The following is a 23,135-nucleotide window of genomic DNA, read 5'->3' as shown; positions in this document are numbered from 1 at the left end:
CCCCCGGACGGCTCCGCCTCACCTATCGGATTACCTGATGCCACCCGTCGCTGCGAAATGCGTTAAATCAGCGCCGAAACAAGCGACGGAGTCGACCGCGGATACCGGCGGGTTCCTGCGATGCCTCGGAGGCGGTCTCGGCTTCCTGCACCGCCGTCGCCTGCGCGAACCGCACATGCAGCTGCTCGCGAACCTGCTCCGGCGTGTAGGCCCGGCGCCGGCGCTCGGCGCGCACCACCACCACCCCGGTGGCGACCACACCGGCCGCACCCGCCAATCCCACTGCCTTCCACCACCTCATGCCACATAGGCTACGGCCATGACGGGTACGGCCATCACACTCGACCGCGCACTAGAGCTCACCAGAACCGGCGACATCTGGTTGTTCCGCGGACATTCCGCGGCTGACCGGGCGATCCGGATGACGACGAACAGTCCGGTGAATCATGTCGGCATGTCGGTCGTGCTCGACGATCTACCCGCGCTGATCTGGCATGCCGAGCTCGGCCGATCACTGCCGGACATGTGGTCGGGCAACGAGCACCGCGGCGTCCAGCTGCACAATCTGCGCGACGCGGTGCTGGTGTGGGCGAATCGCTATGGCCAGCAGGCATGGCTGCGCCAGTTGAATCAGCCGGCCACCCGCGAGATGGAAGACAGTGTGCTGCGCACCATCGCCCGGCTCGACGGCACGCCGTTTCCCTCCACCGCCGGTCTCGCCGGACGCTGGCTGCGTGGCCGGGTGAGCATTCCGCGTCGCAAGCGGCGTCAGGCGGTAGCCCGCGAGCTGGAGAACGCGTACTGCGCGGAGATCGTGGCGACGACGTACCAGGCGATGGAACTGCTGCCGTCGGATCGCAGCCCCAATTGGTATGACCCCGGCCGCTTTTGGAGCGGCGACCGACTGCGCCTGACGGGTGGCTATGAATTGGGTGACGAAATAGCCGTCCAGACCTGAAAACCCAGTCCACTGGCGGTTTCTGCACTTTTGCAGACGATGCCTGCGCAATTCCCCCTTGTCTGTGCAGAGGGTGCCATCAATACTGTCCAACCGAGCCTGTGTGCGGTGCGTCACAACCGTGCGAGGTGGCGTGTGGAAAGTAGAGGAACACCCGAATGACGTCCACGATCGAAGAAGAAGCCAGTTCCGAAAAGGGCGAAAAGGGCCTAGCGCGAGTCGCGCAATCGCTCGCCAAGTGGACGGAGAAGTGGTTCCCGGACGCCTATGTCTTCGCACTGTTAGGCGTCGTCGTCGTCGCCGTCGCCGCGCTGGCCAACGGATCGTCACCGAAGACAGTGGTGAACGCCTTCGGTGACGGCTTCTGGGACCTCACCGCTTTCACCTTGCAGATGGCCATGGTGGTGCTCACCGGCTACGTCGTCGCCACGTCGCCCCCGGTGGCCCGGCTGATCGAACGGCTCGCCACGGTGCCGCAGACCGCAAGCAGCGCAGTGGGTTTCGTGGCGTTCCTGGCCATGTCGGTGTCCCTGCTGAACTGGGGACTCAGTTTGGTGTTCGGTGGTCTGCTCGCCCGCGCCATCGCCCGCCGGACCGATCTGCGCGTCGACTATCGCGCTCTCGGCGCAGCGGCGTTCATGGGGTTGGGTGCCGTATGGGCACTGGGCCTGTCGTCCTCGGCTGCCCAACTCCAGGCCACCGCAACGTCGTTGCCGCCGGCCCTGTTGAAGATCACCGGCGTGCTCGACCTCGGAACCACGATCTTCACCTGGCAGTCCATGCTGATGTGCGTGATCATCATGGCGATGACCGTGGTGATCGCGCACGTGTCGGCGCCGAAGGGCGCGGCCATCAAGACCGCGGAGGAATTGGAAGTCGACCTCGACGACCAGCCCGCGGAAGCGACACCGCGCACCAGGCCCGGGGAATGGCTCGAGTACAGCCGCATCCTGCCGATCCTGCTCGGCGCGCTGACGTTGGGATGGCTGGTCTCCCAGTTCTTTTCCAAGCCGGCACTCACGGTGGTCAGCAGCCTGAACGGTTATCTGCTGGTCTTCCTCATGCTCGGCTTGGTGCTGCACGGGTCGCCGCGCAACTTCTTGCAGGCCGTGTCCCTCGCTGTGCCGGCAACGGCGGGCATTCTCGTCCAGTTCCCGCTGTACGCCGCGATGGCCGCCGTCCTCACCAAGGCGAAAGGCCGCGGCGGGCACACCGTCTCCGAGCACCTCGCGGAGTTCTTCACCAGCATCGGCGGCGGCGGCAGCTTCGCCATCGTGATCGCCGTCTACACCATCGCGCTAGGCTTCTTCGTCCCGTCCGGCGGCGGAAAATGGCTGGTCGAAGCGCCTTACGTGATGCAGTCGGCGACCGACGTGCAGATGAACCTCGGCTGGACGGTGCAGATCTACAACGTGGCCGAGGCGCTGCCCACCCTGATCAACCCGTTCTTCATGCTGCCGTTGCTGGCCGTCTTGAAGCTGCGGGCGCGCGACCTCGTCGGATTCACGTTCCTGCAGTTCATGTTCCACCTACCGGTGGTACTGCTGCTCGTGTGGTTGCTCGGGATGACGTTCGACTACGTCCCGCCGATCATCCCCGGTAAACCGTGAGTCAGTTGCGCACCAGCAGCACGGCACCGGCGGCCAGCAGCGCGAGGACGATCGCGGCCAGGCCGTAAACCAAACGGTGCGAGCGCACTACGGGCAGGAAGCGGTCGACGGCGTATCGACCGGGACCGGTGAGGGTCAGCGCGGCGGCGGCCGCGGCCAGGATCAGCTCGTACTCGATGCCCTTGGGGGCGAAGAAGGCTCCCGTGCCCTTCACCGCAAGGGCATTGAGCATGGTGCCGACGATGGCCGCGCCCGCGAGCGGGGTGAGCAGGCCGACCACCAGCGCCAGACCGCCGAAGGTCTCGGTCACGCCCGCGACCAAGGCCATCGTCTCACCGGCCGGATATCCCTTGCTGGCGAAGAACTTTCCGGTCCCGTCCAGGCCGCCACCGCCGAACATGCCGAACAGCTTCTGCGCGCCGTGCGCGGCCATGGTCAGCCCGACCGCGATGCGCAGCAGGAGCAGTCCGGCGTCGTAGGCGTGCGGAGTCGCGCCATAGCCCGACGATCTCTCGAGGTCAGCAGTCGAGGTGGACGGCGAAACTGTTGCGGTGGAAGTCATTCGAGGTGCCTTTCAGTCGGGGTACGGGGGTTCAGCCGAATTGGAGTGAACGTTTGGCCAGACCGCGCCAGAAGCCGTCGATGACGCTGCGCTGGGTGCCCAGCTCGGCGGACGCGGCGCCGAGCGAAACGAACAGCGGGGCAAAGTGCTCGGTGCGTGGATGCGCCAACTGCGCTGCGGGAGCCTTGTGTTCGAAGTCGAGCAGCTCGTCGAGATCCTCGGCGGCCAGCGCGCGCCTGCCCCATTCGTCGAACTCCGTCATCACCGGATGCACCGAGCCGTCCTGGCTCAGTGCGCGCAGGTTGTGTGTGAAGAAGCCGCTGCCGACGATCAGCACGCCCTGATCGCGCAGCGGGGCGAGTTTGCGGCCGATCGCCAGCAGGCCCGCCGGGTCCAGTGTCGGCATCGACATCTGCAGCACCGGCACGTCGGCTGCCGGGTACATCTCGACCAGGGGGACATAGGCACCGTGGTCGAGGCCTCGGTCCGGTGCGTCGTGCACGGACATGCCGGGTCCGCGCAGGAGTTTGCGCACGTCAGCGGCCAGTTCGGGCGCGCCGGGCGCCGGGTAGGTCACCTCGTAGTAGTGGCGTGGGAAGCCGCCGAAGTCATAGATCAACGGAACCGAGCTGGTCGCGCCGATGGTCAGCGGTGCGTTTTCCCAGTGTGCCGAGATCATCAGCACCGCTTCGGGTTTCGGCAGCTCCGCCGACCACGCGGCCAGCTGGCCCGGCCAGATCGGGTCGTCGGCCAGCGGCGGCGCACCGTGCGACAGGTAGAGCACCGGCATCCGCATCGTCTCGCCATCCTTCCAGGTAGTTCAAATTTGAACTTCCAGGCCGATGGTAGATTATTGTTCGAATTTGAACAACCATGAGAGGTGGGCGATGGCGGAGCCGCGCTGGCTCGACGACGAAGAAATGCGGGCTTGGACGGCGTTCCTCGCCGCCACGGCGCTGCTGAACCGACGGATCGAACAGCAACTCAAGGACGACGCGCACCTGTCGCACACCCAGTACGAGGTGCTCGTCCGACTGTCCCAGGCCCCCGGCCACCAGCTGCGAATGACCGAACTCTCCGCAGCCCTCTTCACCTCCAAGAGCGGCCTCACCTACCAGATCGACCAACTCGCCAAGGCAGGCTTCGTCCGCCGCACCCCCTCCCCCGACGACCCCCGCGGCATCGTCGCTACCCTCACCCCAGCCGGCCGCCGCAAACTCGAAGCCGCCGCCCCCGGCCACGTCGCACTGGTCCGCGAACTACTGATCGACGTCCTGACCCCCGCGCAGCGCAAAGCCCTCGCCGATGGACTCGGCGAGGTCGCCCGCAGGCTCAGCTGACGTCAGACGTCGCGTTGGAGCTGGGCGTGCATCAACCGGGCCAGGTGGATAGCGTGCTCTGCGCCGTACCAGCCCTTTCCGCGCAGGTGCTCCGCCCAATCGAGCTCATCCAGTCGGTCGTATTCGATTTCGTAGTCGGGAGACTGGGCGGGAATGAGAGCTTTCTCGGTGAGGTACCAGGCGTCTTCGTCGCCGACCCCCTCTTTCTGCACGATCCTGAGCATCGTGCGGCGATAACCGAGCAGTTCTTGCGATCGCAGCCGCGAGATGTCGATGAGCAATTCGCTGAGCCGCTCGACAGATTCGGTGGGATCGTTCAGTCCTACGCCCAAGTCTGCGCCAGCTGTGCGGACAGCCAGGACCAGTCCGCCATAGAACTGGCCGGGGGTTTCACCGGGTGTCCATACATGGGTCGAGACCAGTTCCCCGTCAGTCCTTTCGAGCCGAACGCCGAGGATGTCCGCTACGGCAGCCGATATGACGAACCGGAAATAGAGGTTTGTTTCCCAGACTCGTATCCGAATGCCTCGCCTGCTGATGAGCTGATCCTCGGTCGCCTGCTTCAGGGCATCGAGTAGGGCATCTCGGGATGGGTCGTTCGCGATCCGTCGATAGATATCCAGCTTCGCCTCATACGCACGTGTCTGCTCGGCCTGTATTTCGGCGCGAATGTCCGCGAGCGTCGCGTTATTCGCTACCGGAGGCGGCGAAACCGATTCGGGAATCTCGGTTCGGGTGTGATCGGGCGTTTCCTCGGAAGTCTCAGCGCTCGTCGTCGCTGCCGACACTGTCAGGCTGTTGGTGGCTTTGTCCCACAGCGCGTGTATGCCCGCGAGCGCCGCCGCCGCATCGGACTCCCCGACCCGTCGATGCACTACGAGTACGCGCACCAGCGATTCCAGGTTGCCCCACCGTGGAACGCTTCGGCCGTTGAGCACAGCGGCGACGGCTTCATGACTGAGCGTGCCGGGTAGGTCGTCGCGAGTTCGGATCCATTCGCTGATCAGCCGAAAGGAAGGCTTTCCCGCCGCCGAGTACAGCGCATGTACAGCAGCGACGAGGTCGCGATGCGGTCCTGGGGGCAGGCGCGTCTCATCGGGCATCGGTACACCGACCATCGGTTCTGCCAATCGCGTCAAGTTACGTCAAGTGCTGTCAGGTTTCATTGTCCGCCACGCGGGCCCGATGGCGAAATGTCAACTTGCGGAAGGGGATGACAGGGATCGATCAGCCACTTTTTGCAGCCCGCACAGTTGGTTGACGACACCGACGGGGTGGCAGGAAGGGAACACACGCTATGAGTAACGACAAAGAACAAAACACCGCGCGCACAGCACTGATTCGCGTCGCAGTGGGTGGCTTCTGCGCAGGCCTGGGGCGAACGGTCACAGCCTGGTTGATCGGTCTTTTCACAGACGGGCATTAGCGGGGAGAACTACAGCTCGGCAGTCCTCGTCTTGTCGGTCAGATCCGGTTGCGTGCGGGTCGGTCAGGTGTATCCAGTGCTTCGGTGTAGACCGCGAGAATGTCGGCGAGGTGGCGGGATTGGCGGGGTTCGTCGGCGTGGGGGGTGAGGGCCTGGCGCATTGTGTCCAGTTGGGTTCGGTCTCGGGCGAGGGATTGCAGGATGGTGGCGATTGCGGGTACCGAGGGGTCGGGGGCTCGGAGTCCGCCTGCGGCGGGGATGGTTTCGGAGAGTTCGGGGTCGCAGTAGATGATCGGCAGGCCCATTGCTACGGCCTCCAGCAGGACCATGCCCTGGGTGTCGCAGTCGGAGGTGAGTAGGAGCACGTCGTGGGTGCGCATCGCCGTGAGGCAATCGGCTTGATCGACTTCGCCGTGTAGGTGGACGCGGTGGTCGAGGTCGGCTGCGGTGATCGCGGTGCGGGCGCCGTCGGCGAGGGGGCCGCTGCCGTAGATGTCGAGGGTGCATTCGTCGACCCGGCGGACCACCTCGATTGCTTCGAGTGGGCGCTTCTCCATGGACAGGCGGCCGCACCACAGGGCACGCAGTGGTGCGTCCGGGTTCGGCGGCGGGGTGCCCACGCTGCGGATGCGGTCGAGCAGGGCGTCATCGATCCCGTTGGACACCACGTGAATCGGCCGGTCCACGCCGCGGGCGGCCAGGCGGCGGGCGAAGTGGTGGGTCGGCACGGTTACCCGGTCGGCCGCCTGGGCTTGCGCGATCAGTGGACGCCACGCGAGCCGGGCGATGCGGCCGTCTCCGGGATAGGCCGGTGGCTTGCGTGACCGCACGAAGGCTCCGTGCAGCCACCGCATCGTCAGCGCCGCCAGATACGGTGCGGGGGCATACTTTTCGATCACCGTGTCGTCACGGCTCTGCATGGTCTGCACGACCGGGATGCCGTGTCTGCGGGCGGCGCGTGCGCCCAGGATCCCGCAGCCGTAGGTGGTCAGCGCGTGCACCACATCGATCGGCCCGCGCTCGGCGAACGCGGCATCGATCGCGCGGCGGTTGGCGCGGGTCGGCAGCACCAGCGGCAACCCGTTCGACATCGAGAACGGCACGGCTTGAAGCACAACGGTGTCGGCCTCGGGCGGCACCGAACCCGGTGCGGGAGCGCAGAATACGGTCACGCGGTGACCGAGGCCGCGCAGTCCGTCGCACAGCGACCGCATGGCGGTCTGCACGCCGCCGAGCGTGGCCGGGTGGAAGTCGGTGAAGATCGCTACGTGCAGGGAATCGCCCACAGGTCAGGCCGATGTCGCGACGGCGAGTTTTTCCACCGCGTCCGCCGCGGCACGAATGCCGTTCTCGGCCGACACCACGCGGCCGAGTTCCGCAGCGCGTTCGGCCGCCTCGGGCGTCAACGTCCGAACCAGCGCGTCGTGCAACCGATCCTCGGTCAGCGACGGATACGGGAAGTCCGCCCCGATGCCGAGCGCCGAGATCCGCCAGCCGTAGAAGAACTGGTCGCTGTGCACGCCGATCACCACCGCGGGCAGCCCGGCGCGCAGCACGTCGTGGGTATTGCCGCTGCCACCGTGATGGACGACGGCACGGCAGCGCGGCAGGATGCGGTCGTAGTCGAACGAGTCCAGCACGAACAGCCTGCGGTCGTACCCGATGCCACGGGGGAAGCCGTCGCCCTTCACCGTCACCAGGGCCCGAACCCCCAGCCTGCGGCACACGGCGTCGATCAGGTCGCAGCTGCCGACGGGATCGAGGATCGGCATCCCGGTCATGCAGAAGTAGACGGGCGGCTCGCCCTCGTCGAGCCACTCGGTGAGCTCCGGATCGACCGCCGCCTCGCCCCAGGCGGCGCGCATGTGTGACGGCAGGATCGGCGCGCCGACGACGGTCGCGCGGTCCGGCCAGTCGCTCGGCTTCGGCAGCAGCACAGGACTCACCATGTGCACCAACGGAATACCCTCGGCACGGATGCGGCGGAACGGATTCTGCGGCTTGCCCGGCAACCCCATCAGTTCGCGCACCCGCCGATCCATCTTGCGATACGCCAGGCCGTACGCGAGTTCGAAGGCCGTGTAGCTGGCCAACCGCACGCGCCGCGAGCTCACCATGCGCTTGACCGTGAACGAAGACGGAAACTCCGCCGTGCGTTCCAGCGGATACGGCAGCCCGCCGATCACCATCTGCCCGGTCTTCTCCGCCCGCTCCATCGCCCACGGCAGCGTCGAGGCACACGACACGATCACCTCGGCCGATTCGCATGCGCCGCACAGCACCTCGTGCATCCGCTCACCGCGCTCCCCCGCCATGATCTTGACCGTGTCCCGCATGATCTGGAGGAACGGCAGCGGGTTACCGGAGGACAGTCCGCGTTTGGCGGCGGGTGACTCCAGTAGCTCCGCGGAGTTGAACGGGATGACATGCGGCTCGAAGCCGGAGCGCCGCACCACCTCCGCGTAGTTCTCGGTGGCGGTGATCTCCACCTGGTGTCCGCGCGAACGGAATTCGTCGGCCAGGGCGAGATACGGCTGATGGTCGCCCCGGGTTCCCGCGGTCAACAACGCGATACGCATACTCTCGACTTTCGTTCGTGATCTGGGCGTACATGGTCGGGATCGGCGGGAGTCGGCGCAGCCCGGCTGCGGTGCGGTGCCGATGTTAATGTCTGCGCATGACCGAAGACACGCGCCCCGGACTCCGGATCGGGATCCTCGGCGCGGCCGCCATCGCGCCTGCCGCCCTGATCGCACCGGCCGGGCGGAACCCGGAGGTCGTGGTGTCGGCGATCGCCGCGAGGGATCGGTCGCGGGCCGAGGAATTCGCGAGTAAGCACGGCATCGCACAGATCTACGACAGTTATCAGGCGCTCGTCGACGCGCCGGATCTCGATGCGGTCTACATCCCGCTGCCCAACGGGCTGCACGGACGCTGGACCCGCGCCGCGATAGCGGCCGGCAAACATGTGCTGTGCGAGAAGCCGTTCACCGCCAATGCCGCGGAGGCGCGCGAGATCGAGGCGCTGGCAAGCGATTCCGGCGTCGTGGTGATGGAGGCCTTCCACAACCGCTACCACCCGCTGATCACCGGCGCCGAAAAGATCATCGCCTCCGGCGAATTGGGCAAACTCGTGCGCGTGGAAGCGGCCTTCTCCTTCCCGTTGTCGAAGTCCTCGGACATCCGCTACGACTACCGCCTGGCGGGCGGCGCCCTGATGGACGCGGGCTGTTACCCGGTGCACCTGGCCCGCGTACTCGGCGGCGAGAACCCGGAAGTGGTTGCCGCGCAGGCGAAGGTGCGCGGACCCGACATCGATCGCGCGATGACCGCCGAGTTGCGCTTCCCGTCCGGCCACACCGGCCGGATCCGCTGCTCGATGTGGTCGGCGGACGTGCTCAGCGCCAGCGCCACCGTTGTCGGCGAACAAGGCCGGATGCGGTTGCTCAATCCGATCCTGCCGCAGCTCGGGCACGTGCTGTCGGTCCGCTCGGTGGACGGCAGGCGGCTGCGGCGCTTCGGGCGTCGGCCCTCCTACGATTATCAACTCGACGCCTTCGTCGCCGCGGTCCTGCGCGGCGAGCCGATCGCCACCGGACCCGGCGATGCCGTCGCGACCATGACCGTCATCGATGCCATCTATCAAGCCGCCGGCCTGCCACTACGCCAGCCGAGCTGACGTCTCGTCGAGGAAATCGACGATGTGCCCGAACACGTCCAGCGCCGCGCCACGGCCGATGAACGTGTCGAGGTGCCCGTAGGAGGGAATCTCGGTGTAGCGCACGTCGACTCCGGGATTGCGCGCCGAAAGTACCTCGTAGCACAGCTTGTTGGAGTCGAGCCAGGCTTCGTTGCGGCTGCCCGCCAGCAACAGCACCGGGCAGTCGATCCGATCGGCTCGATCGAGCGCGTTCTCCGGCAGCGCGGCGTAGCGCTCGTCATCAACGTTCCACCGAACTACCGCGTGCGCCAGCTCCATCTGCCGCAGATGCGGCAGCACCGACAGCGGTATCGGGCCGAACAGGTCGGCGATCCGGTCGTGCGTGCGCGCGTCGAGGTGGTCGTGCTCGAAGAGCTTGGCGCCCATCCCCCAGCCGTGGTGCACCATGCGGCAGGTCGGATCGGGGCAGTCGCCCTTGCGGGACAGCGCGGCATAGAGCAGGGTGCGCCGGTTCCACAGCCCGACCTTGCGGAAGTCGGATTCGATATGGCTGACGCGGGTGCCGAGCAGCTCGCTGCCGAGCAGCACCCGCACCCGCGCCGAGGTACTCACCTTCGGGGTCAGGAACACGCCTTGCGCGACCACGCCCGCCAAGCCGGGCAGCAGCCCGCCGGTCATGCTCAGCGACAAGGCCAGCGCGCCGATGCAGTGCGCGACGACGAACAGCGGGCGGTCGCCGATCTCCGCTCGGATCTGCGCGACCGTCGCCGGAAGGTCGTAGAGCGCGACATCGTCGAAGGTGTAGGGACGTCCGGAGGCGTTGTGCGGCAGGCGGCTGCTGCCGCGCCAATCCAGTAGCCACGACTGGTAGCCGGCGTCGGCCAGCACGTCGGTGACATTGCGGATCTCGGGCAGTGCGAACATCTCCGACGACACCCCGTGCCCGTGCACCAGCAGCACCGCGGGCCCGTCGGCGGGACCGACGCGGCGCAGTTCGAGGTCGACACCGTCGTCGGTGCGGAACGAGATGACCTCGCCGCCGACGAGTTCGGCTGATCGGGTCATCGGCGGTGCTCCTTACGCATGGCGCGGCGCAGATCCAGTAGATCGATGCCGACGCGGAGAACCGGCTCCAGCAGGCTCTTACCGAGCTGACTACCGAACCAGCTGAGCCACAACAGTTTCGCCAGTCGCTGCTGCCGTTCGGACAGTCGTGGATCGATCTCGATGCCGTCGATCTGATCGGGCAGGTAGGTGTGCATCGGGACGGCCACCTCACCGGTGTACGACGTGGGCTCCCCCGTGCGGCCGATCTCGATCACCTGGATACCGAGCTGGCGGACCAGGCGGCGGCGCGCCGCGGCGAACTTGTACCCCTCCAGCCACCAGGTGCCGCCGGACGAATCACGCAGTGTCAGTTGGTAATGCATGATCGGGTGCCGCACCTCGTGCCGCAGTGGAGTGCCGTCGTGTGGACGGACCTTCGCGGTGCCCTCGACCGTGAGCGGCTCCTCGTGCAGTTGAGCGCAGCTGAGCTCGCCGCTCACGTCCAGCGTTCGCGCACTGAACGCCTGGGCGCTGCTCGCCACGGACAACGTCAACCGGAGGTCGCAGGGTAGGTCGGCGGCGGCACCGACCGGACCGACTGCCCCGGTGAGTGTTTCGTGGAACCGCAGATAGGGATCCTCGCCCGGCTGCGGACCGAGGCCGGTCATGGCCGCGAGCATCTTCGCGCGGGCCGCCGGGCCGGGGACGACGGGCGCAGGCAGGCCGTTGGCCGCCACGAAAGCGTCGGTGCGGGCGGCCGATGCGGGCGGCGCGGTCACCATGGCCGCGAGCTGCGTGCGGGCCACCGGGCTTTGCAGCACCTGCGCCAGCGATGCCAGTTCCGGCACCGGGCCGTCCTCGATCGCCTGTACCACGTCCGTGCACCACTGCTCCCAGTGCTGCACGCGAATACCCAAGCCGCCCAGCGTGGTTTCGGCGACCACCTGTTCGAGCGAGGTGGGCGGTCCGGTGAGGTGATAGGTGTGGCCCCATGCGCTCGGCGTGCCGACAATCGCCGCGGCTACCCGGCTCACCCAATCCACCGGGGCGGCATTGAGGTATCGGAAGCCCGGCACGGTGCGAAAACGCATGAGGGCGGCGGTGATTCCGGAGTTGAGATCACGCGGGTTGTGCGCGCCCGTCTCCGGATGGCTGCCGATACCACCGGGGCGCAGGATCGTCACCACCAGCCCGTGTTCGCCCGCCCGGCGCAGCACGGCCTCGGCGGCCCACTTGGATCGGTCGTAGCCGATGGGCAACGCGGCGACATTGGCGGTCGGCTCGTCCTCGCTCAGCGTGGCCGCGTCGGCCCCGTTGAACACCGCCAGGGAGGAGATGTGGTGCAACGGTTTCGGGCGACCGGTGCAGGCCAGCTCGGCCAGGGTCAGCGGGCCGAGCACATTGGTCCGGCGCAGTGACGGGTAGCCGCGCAGGAAGTCCACCGCGGCGCCTGCGTTGACGATCGAATCGACTTCGGCGGCAAGGGTTTCCCACCGTTCATCAGACAGGCCGAGCCGGGGCCTGCGCAGGTCGCCCGCCAGCGGCGTCACGCGCCGGAGTACCTCCCGCGACCACGGCAGTGCGAACCGTCGCAGGGCGTGCTCCAACCGTTGCGCCGCGGCGGCATCGTCGTCGGCCCGGATCAGGCACACCACGTGTGCTTCGCTGTGCCGCAGTAGATCCAGCAGCAGGTGGCTGCCGAGAAACCCGGTGACCCCGGTCAGCAGGATGCGGCGCGGCGCGACCCGCTCCGGTGCCGCGACCAGCGGTAGCCGGTCGGCGCCCGCGAGGTCGGCGAAGAGTTGCGCGAGGTCGTCGGTGTCGGGCTGCTCGTCCGTGCGCGGACCGGCGGACTCGGGATGGTCGGCCAGCCAGCGGTTGGCCAGTCTGCGCGGACGCGCGTCGAAGAAGACGGTGTCGAGATCCGGGTAAATATCGAGCTCCCGGGCCAGTGCCGCAACGAGTTCCACCGCGGCGAGGGAGGTGCCGCCCGCGTCGAAGAAGTCGGTGTCGGCGTCGATCGGCATCTCGGTGTACCGATTCGCTACGGCGGTGATCGCCGCCGCAAGCGTCTCGGCATCCCACTGCCGCGCGCTGGTTATCGCCGACGGGCGTGGTGGCTCGACCACCGGTGCGGTGCCGGTACGAGCCAGCAGAGCGGCCACATCCATTGCGGCGGTGCCCCGTTCGAGCGATTCACCGCGACGGCGGCGGTCGACCGCCGAGTTGCGCACCGAAGTCCGCTCGTCCGGACCGGTCACCGGGTCACCTCCGCATCGTTGGTCGTCGCCCAGGACCGGAACTCGCGCAGGCGATCCGGCGTCACCGAAACGTCCAGTCGCTGTTCGTCGGCGCTACCGCCGAGCCGCCCGATCAAGCGCCGAGCCGGTTCGTTGCGCTCGGTGTGCTCGACCGAGATCTGCACCGTCGTGCAGCCGAGAGCTTCGGCCCGGTCCGCCGTCCAGCCGAGCAGTCGTTCCTCGACGCCGCGCCCGAGGGCACGGCAGCTGAGCTGCCACCCGCTGAGCACCAGGCGGTCCGCGTCCACCCGGAGGGCGAGCACCGAGATCAGGCCGTACTCGCCGAAGCGGTCCCGCGCCGTCGCCGTCCACACCTCGCCCTCAGCGCGCCACCGGTCCAGATCGTCGACGGTGACGGCGGACAGGGTGAACTGCGTGGTCCGTCGCACCAACTGGCGTGCGCGCTCTAGCGTGGCGTCGGTCAGCGGCTCGACCTCGACCTCGAGGTTCAATTGCGCGAGGAACTCCGCGAATTCCGCTGTGGCGCGGGCACTGTCGCGCTGCTGCTCCTGCCGATAGAAGTCGGCGCGGGTGCGGTCTTCCGCCGTCGCCGCGATCGGCACCATCGGCCACAGCCGGGCCAGGAAGTCGGAAACCTCGTCGGCGGGCGGGCAGGTTACCGAGAGCACCTCGGGCAACTGCGCACGCATCCGCGCCACCTCGACCGGGTTGTCGTCGAGGTAGCAGAAGCTGTCCAGGCCGAGCCCCAGCGTGCGCGCGACCTCCGCCAACCGCTCGGGCTTGCCGTCCCAGCCGGTGGAGACGGCCGCGAAATCCGCAGGGCGCAACGGACTGTCGGGCCGGTCCAGGATGGCCTGGACGACATCGTCGTCATTGTTGCTGACCAGCACCAGCAGCGTTCCTGCCGCGCGCCACTGCGCGAGCCGTCGGGCCAGCGCACGGCGCGGTGCCTCGAAAGCCACGGCAGCGGCGCCGATTTCGCCCGCCGTCCCGCTCCACAACGTGTCGTCGCCGTCCACCGCGATCACCTTCGGGGCCGGCTCGGTCACCGCGCCGACGGTCGCGACGAGGGTGAGCGCCACCGCCGCCTGGAACTCCGGCGTGAAGGGCAGATGGGCGAGGATCTCGGTCCGGTCGTCGAAGGGCTGGTCCACCGGATGGTGCCGTGTCCACGCGGTCGACTCCAGCACCGCGACGCCGGGAACATCACTCAGGCGTTCGGCGACGAGCCGCTCCCAGGCGAGTAAGCGTTCCGCCGGGCGCGCCGACGGCAGGAGGCCGACGATGAGCGGCCTGCGGGTGCCTTCGGCTACCTCGCGCACGGCCGCTGGATACTCGGCGGCGAGTTCGGTGAGCAGTTCGTCGGACACCGAGCCGAAGCGTTCCAGGTCCGTGGCCCGCAGCAGCACGATGCCGAGCGCCGTGGAGGGCTGCGCGAACACGCCCGACGGGTCGCGCAGACAGGACAGGACGTGGTGATAAGGCGCTTCCGCAACGGTGATCGCCGTGCTGTCCGACGACGCCGCCACCATCAGCTCGGGCAGTCTGCCCAGCGTGAAGGTTGCGGCCAGAGCCGCACGTACACCTGACTCCGATTGCTGCGCAACGGTTTCCGGCCGTGCGGGCGCGCCAGGGTCAGCGACTGCCGCTGCGACCGTCGCCAGGTATTCCGTCCCGAAGTCGGTGCAGGTGCGCGCGTCGATGATGTCGCTGTTGTAGGTGAACCACACCTGGCCGGTGTCCGGCAGCACCGCGACCATCAGGTCGAGATCGGAGTAGCCGGTACTGACCGGAACGACCTCGACCGGCGCGACCGCGGAATTCGCGCGCAGGTAGTTGAAGTACACCTCGATCAGCGGCGCGTTCTCCCGGTACAGGCCCTCGGTGGCGAGTGCGGCGAGCACGTCGGCGAAGCCCGCGCCGGGCGCGAGCAGCGTCCGCAGCCGCTCACCCGTACGGCGCAGCACATCGGTGACCAGGTCACCTGCCGAAACCGCCGCAGGGAACGGCACTGGCACACCGAAGTACCCGACGGCGTCGGTCGCGTCGGCGTGCATGCGGGTGTCCACCGGGACCGCGAGGGCGAACCGGTCGACCTGCTGCCGACGGGACAGCAGCATGGTCAGCGCGCCGAGGAAGACCGCTGCGGGCGTGATGCCGAGATCGCGGGCGCGGTCAGCGACCCGATCGTGCAGGCCGGCGGGCATGTCCAACGCGACCGATCCGGCACCGTAGCTGCGCTGGGCGGGCCGTGGCTGCGCCAAGGTCAACTCGAGCCTGCGCGCCCCGGCGAACGCCGTGCGCCACCGAGTGACCGCAGCGTCGTCGCCCGTACGCTTGCTCGGCTGAGCGGCGAGCAGCTGATGCATATCCCGGTTGGTCACCGTGTCGTCGAGTTCTGCACCGGACAGCTCCGCGGCCAGCTCCCCCGCGACGAGCAGCATCGACTGCACATCGCTCATGCTGTGGTGCGCGCCGAAAAGCACTACCTGATCGGCGGATTCGGCGTTGAGCAGCTCGAAGCGCCACAGCGGGCCGGTGGTCAGGTCGAACGGCCGCGCCATCAGCGCACGGAAATGCTCTTGGACCACTGCGTCATCGAGGCGATCGAGGTCGCGCCACCCGCCCAGGCCGCCGGGCTCGCGGCGGATCTCCAGCTGCCTTCCGTGCTCCTCGCTCGGCGCAATGGTGGTGCGCAGCGCGGCATGTCGGCGGGCCAGGCGGACGAGCGCCTGTTCCAGCTGTGCCCGGGTGACCCGGGCGGCCACCCGCACGGCGACACCGCCGGTCTGCGCGGCGCTCGGGATACCGAGCTGTTCGGTCCGCAGCAGCCGCATCATGTCCCTGGTCACCGGCAGCGTTTCGACGTCGGGCACCTCGACGGTCGCAGTGCCGGCACCGCCGGAAGCGTTCTGGCGCAACACTTCTCCGACGAGATACTCGGCCAGCTCGGTGAGATTCTGCTCCGCGAGCATCGCGCCGAGCGGCACCGTGACGCCGGTGTGCTCGCGCACCTTGTTGCGCAGTTCGACCGCCATCAGCGAGTCGAGACCCAGGCTCTGGAAGGACTCCTCGGCCGCGACCGTCTCGCTGCCGGAATGACCGAGCACCTGGCCCGTCCACTCCGCCATCGCGGCCATCGCCATGGTGACGGCCTCCGCCCGCGAGACGCCCCGAAGCTGTTCGGCGAAGCGCGTTCCCGCCGCTACGTCCACGGTCGCATGGTCGGCCACGGCGCGACGCGGCGCTCGTCGGACCAATCCGCGCAGCAGCGGTGGGATGGCCGGCCCGCGGCGCAGCACGTCGGTATCGAGCAGCAGCGGCACCAGCATCGGATCATCGAGGCGCAGTGCGGCGTCGAAGCACGCCATGCCCTCCGGCACCGAGAACGCACGGATGCCCGCGCGGGTGATCCGCCGGATGTCGGCCTGCGACATGTGGTCGTGCATATCGACTTCCCACGCGCCCCAGGCCAGCGACTGCGCGGGCAGCCCGAGTGCCCGGCGGCGCAGCGCCAGCGCGTCGAGGTAGGCGTTGGCGGCGGCGTAGTTGGCCTGTCCGGGTGTGCCGAACAGTCCGCCCGCCGCGGAGAACAGCACGAACAGCGACAGCTCCCGGTCCGCCGTCAGCTCGTGCAGATAATGTGCCGCATCGACTTTCGGGCGCAGTGCGGCGTCGAGCTGTGCCGGGGTCAACGCGGCGAAGGTGCTGTCGTCGAGGACGCAGGCCGCGTGGATCACGCCGGCCAGCGGCAGACCGTCGAGCAGCTCGGCCAGCGCCGCGCGGTCGGCGATGTCGCAACGGGCGAATCGCGCACGCACCCCGCGACTTTCCAGGTCGTCGCGCAACTCGGCGCCACCGGGTCCGTCGATGCCGCGGCGGCTGACGAGCACCAGGTCTCGCACGCCATACGTGTCGGCCAGGTGCCGGGCCAGCGCCGAACCGAGCCGCCCTGGCGCACCGGTGATGAGTACAGCACCGTCCCCGAGGAACACCCGGTCAGCCGCTCGGGCCGCGTTCTCGGGCAGCCGCGCCAGTCGCGGTACGAATGCCATGCCGCCGCGCACGGCCAATTGCTGTTCGCCAGTGGCGAGCAGGGCGGGGATGTCGACCTCGGGATCGGTCGAATCGATCAGCACGATCCGGCCCGGATTCTCCGACTGCGCCGAGCGCACCAGTCCCCACACGACCGCACCGGCCGGATTCGGGCTGTCCGCAGTGGACCGGGCCACCGCACCGCGCGTGCGCACGACCAGCGTTGCCTGCTCGAAACGGCTGTCGCCCAGGATCGTTTGCAGCGTCGCCAACGTCTGCTGAGCGATGTCGTGCACCTGACGCGGCGAATCCCCTTCGGGCACCGGCACAATGAGCGCGTCGACGGTTTCCGAAGCGGCCGAACCCCAGTCACCCACGGTGAGCGTCCGGTCCGGCACGGGCAGCGCGCGCTCCGACCACTCCATCCGGAACATGCGACGGAACGCGGGAGCGACCGACGCCGCGTCCCACTGCGCAGCGGCGACCGGCCGCAATAGCACCGAACCCACCGACACCACCGGCCGTCCGGTCCGGTCGGTCGCGACCATGGTGACGGTGTCGGGTGCCGAGCGCGTCAGCCGCACGCGCAACGCGGTGGCACCGGTGGCCCACAGCGCCACGTCGGTCCACACGAACGGCAGCATGGCGTGCGCGCCGTCGGCCGCGAACAGGGCGGTGGCGTGCAACGCGGCGTCCAGCAGGGCGGGATGGATACCGAACTTCGCGGCGTCGCCGTGCGCGGCTTCGGCCAGCTCGACCTCGACGAAGATCTCGTCGTCGCGCCGCCACGCCGCCCGCATGGCCCGGAACAGTGGACCGTATTGGTGGCCGCGCGCGAACAGCTCGGCATACAAGGCTTCGACGTCGACGCGCACCGCGTCCACGGGCGGCCACGCAGACGAATCCGCTTGGGGCGCAGCCCGTTCTGCGCCGAGGATGCCATCGGCGTGCAGCAGCCACTGCGCATCCGAATCGTTGTCGTCGCGCGCGTAGATGCGTACCGTGCGACGTTCCTCGGCATCGGCACCGCCGACCACCGTCTGGATCTGCACGGCGCCACGCTCGGGCACCAGCAGCGGCGCCCGCAGTACCAGCTCACGCAGCACCGGAGCGTCCGCCTCGTCGCCCGCACGGACGGCCAGTTCGACCAAAGCGGCACCGGGCAGCAGCACCGCGTTCGGCCCGGCGTGATCGGTCACCCACGGCTGCTGCTGCCGCGACAACCGGCCGGTCAGGCTGACGCCACCCGAATCAGGCTGGGGCACAACGGCACCAAGCACCGGGTGGGCGGCATCGGCGAGCCCGAGCGACGTGGTGTCGCGGTTGGCTCCCTCGGTCCAGAACCGCCGCTCATCGAAGGCGTAGGTGGGCAGCTCGACCCGGCCGTGCTCGGGAACCAGCCTGGTCCAGTCCAGTTCATGGCCCCCGACGTACAGCGCGGCCTGCGCCCTTGCCAGGCAGGTCGGCCCATCCTGGTCCCGGACCAGTGAGCCGACGGACACCACCTCGCGGGATATCTCCTCCGACACCGTCTGCACGGCCGCGGCCAGCGACGGGTGCACACCCAGTTCGACGAAGTAGCGGTACCCGTCGGCGATCATGCGCTCGATCGTTGCCGCGAATCGCACGGTCTCCCGTGCGTTCCGGTACCAGTAATCAGGTCCGATCGGCGAGCCCGTCACGGGCTCACCCGTCACTGTCGAATACCATTGCGTCGCTGGCACATCCGCCGTCATACCGGCCAACTCGGCGGCGAACGGATCGCGGATGGATTCGATCAACCGGCAGTGCCCAGCGAAGCCGGGGCCGGAGGCACCGAGTCGCGTGTAGGTTCCCGCCTGGTCGAACTCGGCGAGCAGCGCCTCGACCGCGGCCTGCTCACCCGCCACGATGGTCGAGCGCCGCACATTCACCGCCGCGATGGACACCCGGCCGTCGAAGGCCGCGAGCCGCGGGGCGACCTCGGCCTCAGGCAGGCCGATCATCGCCATCGCGCCGGGTTCGGCGATGGCCTGCATCAGGCGACTGCGCGTGAGGACAATCCGTGCGGCATCGCTCAGTTCGAGAACCCCGGCACAGTAGGCGGCGGCGATCTCGCCCTGACTGTGGCCGATCACCGCGTCCGGGGTCACCCCGACCGCGCGCCAGCTCGCCGCCAGCGCGGCCATGGTCGCGAACAGCAGCGGCTGCACGACCGGAAAATCGATGAGGTCCGCCGCGGTCATGGTGGTCAGCTTGTCGACCAGCGACCAGCCGGTGTACGCGCCGAACGCCTTGTCACACTGCTCGAATTCGGCCCGGAACGCCGCGGAGTCGGCCAGCAGGTCACGGGCCATGCCGACCCACTGTGCGCCCTGACCCGGGAAGATGAACGCGGTTTTCGCGTTGGTGAGCACCGCACCGGCGCCCAGGACGGCGTTCGCCGACGACCGCCCCGCCGCCAGATCGCGCAGCGCGCCGATCATCTCGTCCCGATCGGCGGCCACCGCCACCGCACGCCGCTCGAACTGGGTGCGCTGCAACGCGAGTGCGCGCGCGACCGGTCCCGGCTCCAGCCGCGGATCGGCGACGACAAGGTCCAGCAGCCGCTCGGCCTGGCCCTGCAACGAGGCCTGACTGCGCGCCGAGATCGGCAGCAACACAACACCACGACTGTCCGGCGCAGCGGCCGGCGCGGGCGCGACGGGAGCTTCCTCCAGGATCAGATGCGCGTTCGTACCGCTGAGCCCGAAGGCACTCACCCCGGCGCGACGCGGCCGGTCGCCTCGTCGCCACGGCATCGGTTCGGCCTGCACCGCCAACCCGCTATTCGCCCAATCCACCTGCGGTGAAGGCACACTCGCGTTCAATGTCGCGGGAATGCGTTCATGTTGTAGCGCGAGCACCAGTTTGATGATGCTGCCGACGCCGGCCGCCGCCTGCGTATGTCCCACATTGGATTTCAGCGATCCGAGCCCGAGCGGGCGCTCCGGATCACGACCCGGTCCGAACACCCGGGCCAGCGCCCGTGCCTCGATCGGATCACCGAGCGCGGTACCGGTCCCGTGCGCCTCGACATAGTCGATCTCGTGCGGCGCAAGACCCGACACCCGCAGCGCCGAGCGCAGCACCTGTTCCTGCGCAGCGCCGTTGGGCGCGCTGAGCCCTTGGCTGCGGCCGTCCTGATTGACGGCCGAACCACGAATGACCGCGAGTACCCGGTCGCCGTCGCGGCGTGCGTCACCGAGCCGCTTCAGCAGCAACAGACCTGCGCCCTCCGCCCACACTGTTCCGTCGGCGGCCGCGGAGAACGGTGCGCTGCGACCGGTCGGCGACAGCACGCCCAAGCGGCACAGTTCGATGTGGGCGGTCGGTGACATCAGCAGCGTCGCGCCACCGGCCAACGCGAGATCGCACTCGCCCGCGCGTAGCGCCTGCATCGCCAGGTGCGTTGCGACGATCGACGAGGAACACGCGGTGTCCAAAGTGACCGCGGGCCCGTGCAGTCCGAGGGTGTAGGAGATCCGGCCGGACGCGACACTCGGCGAAAGACCGGTGCCCACTTGACCGTTCAGCTGTTCCGGGGCGGGGTCGGCCAGATAGCCGGTGCTGTACACACCGAGGTAGACACCGGTCGCGCTGCCGTGCAAGCTGCGCGGATCGCGCCCGGACCGTTCGATCGCTTCCCAGCTGAGCTGCAACATCATCCGCTGCTGCGGATCCATCACGGTGGCCTCGCGCGGGCCGATCCCGAAGAAGGCTGCGTCGAAACGATCGATGCCGTCGACGTAACCGCCGCGGAAGGTGTACGCCTTGCCGGGCGCGGAGGTGTCCGGGTCGTACAGTCCGTCGATGTCCCAGCGGCCGGCGGGCATGTCGGTGATCGCATCGCCCTTACCGTCCAGCAGTCGCCACAACGCCTCCGGGGAATCCGCGCCGCCCGGGAACCGGCAGGACATCGACAGGATCGCGATCGCGTCGTCGTCGGCGTCGTCGGTGTCGTCTGCCGTGACGTCGACCGTGTCGGCAGCGGGTTCGGACGTACCGGGCTCGGTCGCCGTGATCGAGGCCAGTACCGTGGCCACCCCGTCGATGGTGGGGTGATCGAAGAACAGATTGGTGTCGAGAAAGCGCCCGACGAAATCGGACAGATCGACCACGAGCTCCACCAAATCGGCCGAGCCCAGACCGAATTCGACCAGCGGTCGATGGATGTCGATGCGTTCCGGATCCAGGTCCGCGTGCCGCGCGATCGCGGTCACCAGCCAGGCGCGCAGCGACTCGGCGGACGGCTGATCCTCGGCCACGGCGGCGGGCTCCTCGGCCACCGCCTCCGGGTCGTAGTCGTCCAGTTCGTCCTCGGGCGAGCGCACCGCACCTGCCAGCAGCGTGAGCAGCTCGCCGGACAGATACGCCGCCCGGCACGCCGATCGCTGGATCTTCCCGCTGCTCGTCTTGAAGATGGTGCCCGGCCGAATCAGCAGCACCGCCGCGAGATTGAGCCCGTGCTCGGTCGCCACCGCGGCGCGTACGGCGCCCTCGAGTTCGACCAGGTCCTCGCCGCGCACTTCAGCCACCACGACCGGCTGCTCACCGTCGAGCCCGAGATCTACCGAGAACGCGGCGACACAACCCGCACGCACCGCGTCATGCGCGGCCTCGACGGTCGCCTCGAGGTCCTGCGGATAGTGATTGCGGCCGTCGATGATCAGCAGATCCTTGCGCCGGCCGGTGACGAACAGTTCACCGTCGGAACGCAACCCGAGATCCCCCGTGCGTAGGTAGCGCCGATCGTCACCGGGCAGCGTCGCGCCGAACACTTCGGCGGTAGCCTGCTCGTCCCGGAAATACCCTGCGGCGACACTGTTTCCGGCAACCCAGATCTCGCCTTCGACCCCGTCGGCGCGCTCGACGCCGTGCTCGGGATCGACGATCGCGATCGACATGCCTGCAGCGGCGGGCCCGACGCCGACCAATTCGGTACCCCGGGCGCGATCGCCCGTCACCTCGTGGAACGTCGGTGGCGACGTGGTGGACGGCGCGGTCACCATCAGCGTGGCCTCGGCCAAACCGTAGACCGGCTGATGGGATTCGGCGCGGAATCCTGCCCGGCCGAAAGTTTCGGTGAACCGTCGCACCGTCACAGGGCGCACCGGCTCGGACCCGTTGAACGCTACCCGCCAGCTACTCAGATCGAGCCGCTCGATCTGCTCCGGCGCGATTCGGCGCACGCACAGTTCATAAGCGAAGTTCGGACCACCGCTGGTGTGCGCGCGATAGGTACTGATCGCTTGCAGCCACCGCTCGGGCCGCTGCAAGAAATGCAGCGGCGACATCAGCACGGAGTTGGCGCCGAGATACACCGTGTGCAGCAGCGGCGCGATGAGGCCCATGTCGTGGTACATCGGCAGCCAGCTGGCGAAAAGCGCGCCGTCCCAGCCGTCCGCCAGCACGCGATCGTGGCCCAGCCCCGCGACGAGCGCACGCTGGTTGTGCAGCAGGTTCTCGTGGGTGAGCAGGACGCCGCGCGGCGCGCTGGTCGAGCCGGAGGTGTACTGAATGAACGCGACCGACTCCGCGCCCAGTTCCGGCTCGCGCCACTGTGCTGCTTGATCATCGGCGATCTCATCGGTGGCCACCCACCGCACACCCGCCAGCTCGGGAATCTCCGCGCACAGCGCCGCTGCATCCGCGACGACCCGCCGCGGCGCGAGCACCACCTCGACCTCGGCGTGCGCGACCATCCGGCGCAGCCGCCGCAGCGAACGGTTCTCCCACTCCGGCAGCGGCGCGGGCACCGCGACCACACCCGCTGCGAGGCAGCCGAAGAACGCTTCGGCAAACTCCGGGCCAGCCGGGTACAGCAGCAATGCCCGCTGCGGTAGCCCCTCTTGCAGAGCGGCCGCGATCGCCCGAGCGCGCGTACCCAGGTCCGCGTACGAGATCTCGCGGACGACACCGTCGACGTCACCGCTGTCCAGGAACCGGTACACCACATCGGTCGGCCGCTTCTCGACCTGGGCGAACAGGGTGTCGACGAAAGTGTTGTGCACGAGCTACTTCCTCTAACGGTGGAGCCTGAATCCGGCCGGTCCTGGTCCCCTGATCTACGAGGAGTGGCACACGGTGCGTTGTGACTGTCAGTGCCACAATATAGCTGCCGGTACGCCGGTCTCCGACCTCCACAAGATCAACAACGCGCTGGTCGGAGCCCCGAAAAATAGGGGCAGCAACGTCACGGGCACCGTTGCCGCCG

At 68.5% G+C, this 23,135-nt stretch carries 13 protein-coding genes; 4 read left to right on the top strand and 9 right to left on the bottom strand.

What is annotated here, in order from left to right; all coding sequences use genetic code 11:
• Positions 1-67 precede the first annotated feature (67 nt).
• The gene (locus IBX18_RS08520) at positions 68-301 is read right to left on the bottom strand and encodes a hypothetical protein (protein ID WP_194833184.1); all 234 of its coding nucleotides are present in this window, start codon (positions 299-301) and stop codon (positions 68-70) included.
• An 18-nt stretch (positions 302-319) separates the two neighbouring features.
• Between IBX18_RS08520 and IBX18_RS08515 the strand changes: the two genes are divergently transcribed.
• Positions 320-958 carry a hypothetical protein gene (locus tag IBX18_RS08515; RefSeq protein WP_135231217.1) on the top strand — a complete coding sequence of 213 codons (639 nt, stop codon included), beginning with the start codon at positions 320-322 and terminating at the stop codon, positions 956-958.
• Between the two features lie 158 nt (positions 959-1,116).
• A complete protein-coding gene (locus tag IBX18_RS08510; RefSeq protein WP_194833183.1) occupies positions 1,117-2,568 on the top strand; it encodes a short-chain fatty acid transporter in 1,452 nt (483 codons plus the stop codon).
• Position 2,569: 1 nt separating this feature from the next.
• On the opposite strand, the gene IBX18_RS08505 is transcribed toward IBX18_RS08510, so the two are convergent.
• Complete coding sequence (locus IBX18_RS08505; RefSeq protein ID WP_194833182.1) at positions 2,570-3,130, bottom strand: DoxX family protein; 561 nt, start codon at positions 3,128-3,130, stop codon at positions 2,570-2,572.
• Between the two features lie 31 nt (positions 3,131-3,161).
• Positions 3,162-3,920: a class III extradiol ring-cleavage dioxygenase gene (locus tag IBX18_RS08500; RefSeq protein WP_194833705.1), complete on the bottom strand. Its 759-nt coding sequence runs from the start codon at positions 3,918-3,920 to the stop codon at positions 3,162-3,164.
• A gap of 97 nt (positions 3,921-4,017) precedes the next feature.
• Between IBX18_RS08500 and IBX18_RS08495 the strand changes: the two genes are divergently transcribed.
• Positions 4,018-4,470, top strand: coding sequence for a MarR family winged helix-turn-helix transcriptional regulator (locus tag IBX18_RS08495; protein WP_194833181.1), 453 nt, complete (start codon positions 4,018-4,020; stop codon positions 4,468-4,470).
• Positions 4,471-4,472: 2 nt separating this feature from the next.
• Here IBX18_RS08495 and IBX18_RS08490 read toward each other — a convergent pair whose 3' ends face one another.
• The 3 genes from IBX18_RS08490 to IBX18_RS08480 form a co-directional block, all read right to left on the bottom strand.
• On the bottom strand, positions 4,473-5,258 hold the full coding sequence (locus IBX18_RS08490) for a hypothetical protein (protein WP_194833180.1): 786 nt from the start codon (positions 5,256-5,258) through the stop codon (positions 4,473-4,475).
• A gap of 676 nt (positions 5,259-5,934) precedes the next feature.
• Positions 5,935-7,182 carry a glycosyltransferase gene (locus IBX18_RS08485; protein WP_306796197.1) on the bottom strand — a complete coding sequence of 416 codons (1,248 nt, stop codon included), beginning with the start codon at positions 7,180-7,182 and terminating at the stop codon, positions 5,935-5,937.
• A gap of 3 nt (positions 7,183-7,185) precedes the next feature.
• Positions 7,186-8,475: a glycosyltransferase gene (locus tag IBX18_RS08480; protein ID WP_194833179.1), complete on the bottom strand. Its 1,290-nt coding sequence runs from the start codon at positions 8,473-8,475 to the stop codon at positions 7,186-7,188.
• 98 nt (positions 8,476-8,573) lie between these two features.
• Between IBX18_RS08480 and IBX18_RS08475 the strand changes: the two genes are divergently transcribed.
• Positions 8,574-9,575: a Gfo/Idh/MocA family protein gene (locus IBX18_RS08475; protein ID WP_194833178.1), complete on the top strand. Its 1,002-nt coding sequence runs from the start codon at positions 8,574-8,576 to the stop codon at positions 9,573-9,575.
• On the opposite strand, the gene IBX18_RS08470 is transcribed toward IBX18_RS08475, so the two are convergent.
• The 3 genes from IBX18_RS08470 to IBX18_RS08460 are packed head-to-tail and all read right to left on the bottom strand — an operon-like array spanning position 9,558 to position 22,932.
• Complete coding sequence (locus tag IBX18_RS08470) at positions 9,558-10,622, bottom strand: alpha/beta hydrolase (RefSeq protein WP_194833177.1); 1,065 nt, start codon at positions 10,620-10,622, stop codon at positions 9,558-9,560. The genes IBX18_RS08475 and IBX18_RS08470 overlap by 18 nt on opposite strands.
• Positions 10,619-12,865 carry a thioester reductase domain-containing protein gene (locus tag IBX18_RS08465; protein ID WP_306796196.1) on the bottom strand — a complete coding sequence of 749 codons (2,247 nt, stop codon included), beginning with the start codon at positions 12,863-12,865 and terminating at the stop codon, positions 10,619-10,621. The genes IBX18_RS08470 and IBX18_RS08465 overlap by 4 nt, the downstream gene beginning before the upstream one ends.
• Entirely contained in the window at positions 12,862-22,932 is a 10,071-nt protein-coding gene (locus IBX18_RS08460; protein ID WP_194833176.1) for a type I polyketide synthase, read from the bottom strand. Before IBX18_RS08460 ends, IBX18_RS08465 begins: the two co-directional genes overlap by 4 nt.
• Between the last annotated feature and the right edge of the window lie 203 nt (positions 22,933-23,135).

It is taken from the genome of Nocardia sp. XZ_19_369 (genome assembly GCF_015355715.1).
Classification (GTDB): Bacteria; Actinomycetota; Actinomycetes; order Mycobacteriales; family Mycobacteriaceae; genus Nocardia.
The sequence above is the reverse complement of the archived record's forward strand: the minus strand, read 5'-3'. Positions and strand labels throughout refer to the sequence as shown.

Coding starts and splice junctions, on each gene's coding strand:
- IBX18_RS08520 (WP_194833184.1), bottom strand. CDS start 301: ATGAGGTGGTGGAAGGCAGTGGGATTGGCGGGTGCGGCCGGTGTGGTC.
- IBX18_RS08515 (WP_135231217.1), top strand. CDS start 320: ATGACGGGTACGGCCATCACACTCGACCGCGCACTAGAGCTCACCAGA.
- IBX18_RS08510 (WP_194833183.1), top strand. CDS start 1,117: ATGACGTCCACGATCGAAGAAGAAGCCAGTTCCGAAAAGGGCGAAAAG.
- IBX18_RS08505 (WP_194833182.1), bottom strand. CDS start 3,130: ATGACTTCCACCGCAACAGTTTCGCCGTCCACCTCGACTGCTGACCTC.
- IBX18_RS08500 (WP_194833705.1), bottom strand. CDS start 3,920: ATGCCGGTGCTCTACCTGTCGCACGGTGCGCCGCCGCTGGCCGACGAC.
- IBX18_RS08495 (WP_194833181.1), top strand. CDS start 4,018: ATGGCGGAGCCGCGCTGGCTCGACGACGAAGAAATGCGGGCTTGGACG.
- IBX18_RS08480 (WP_194833179.1), bottom strand. CDS start 8,475: ATGCGTATCGCGTTGTTGACCGCGGGAACCCGGGGCGACCATCAGCCG.
- IBX18_RS08475 (WP_194833178.1), top strand. CDS start 8,574: ATGACCGAAGACACGCGCCCCGGACTCCGGATCGGGATCCTCGGCGCG.
- IBX18_RS08470 (WP_194833177.1), bottom strand. CDS start 10,622: ATGACCCGATCAGCCGAACTCGTCGGCGGCGAGGTCATCTCGTTCCGC.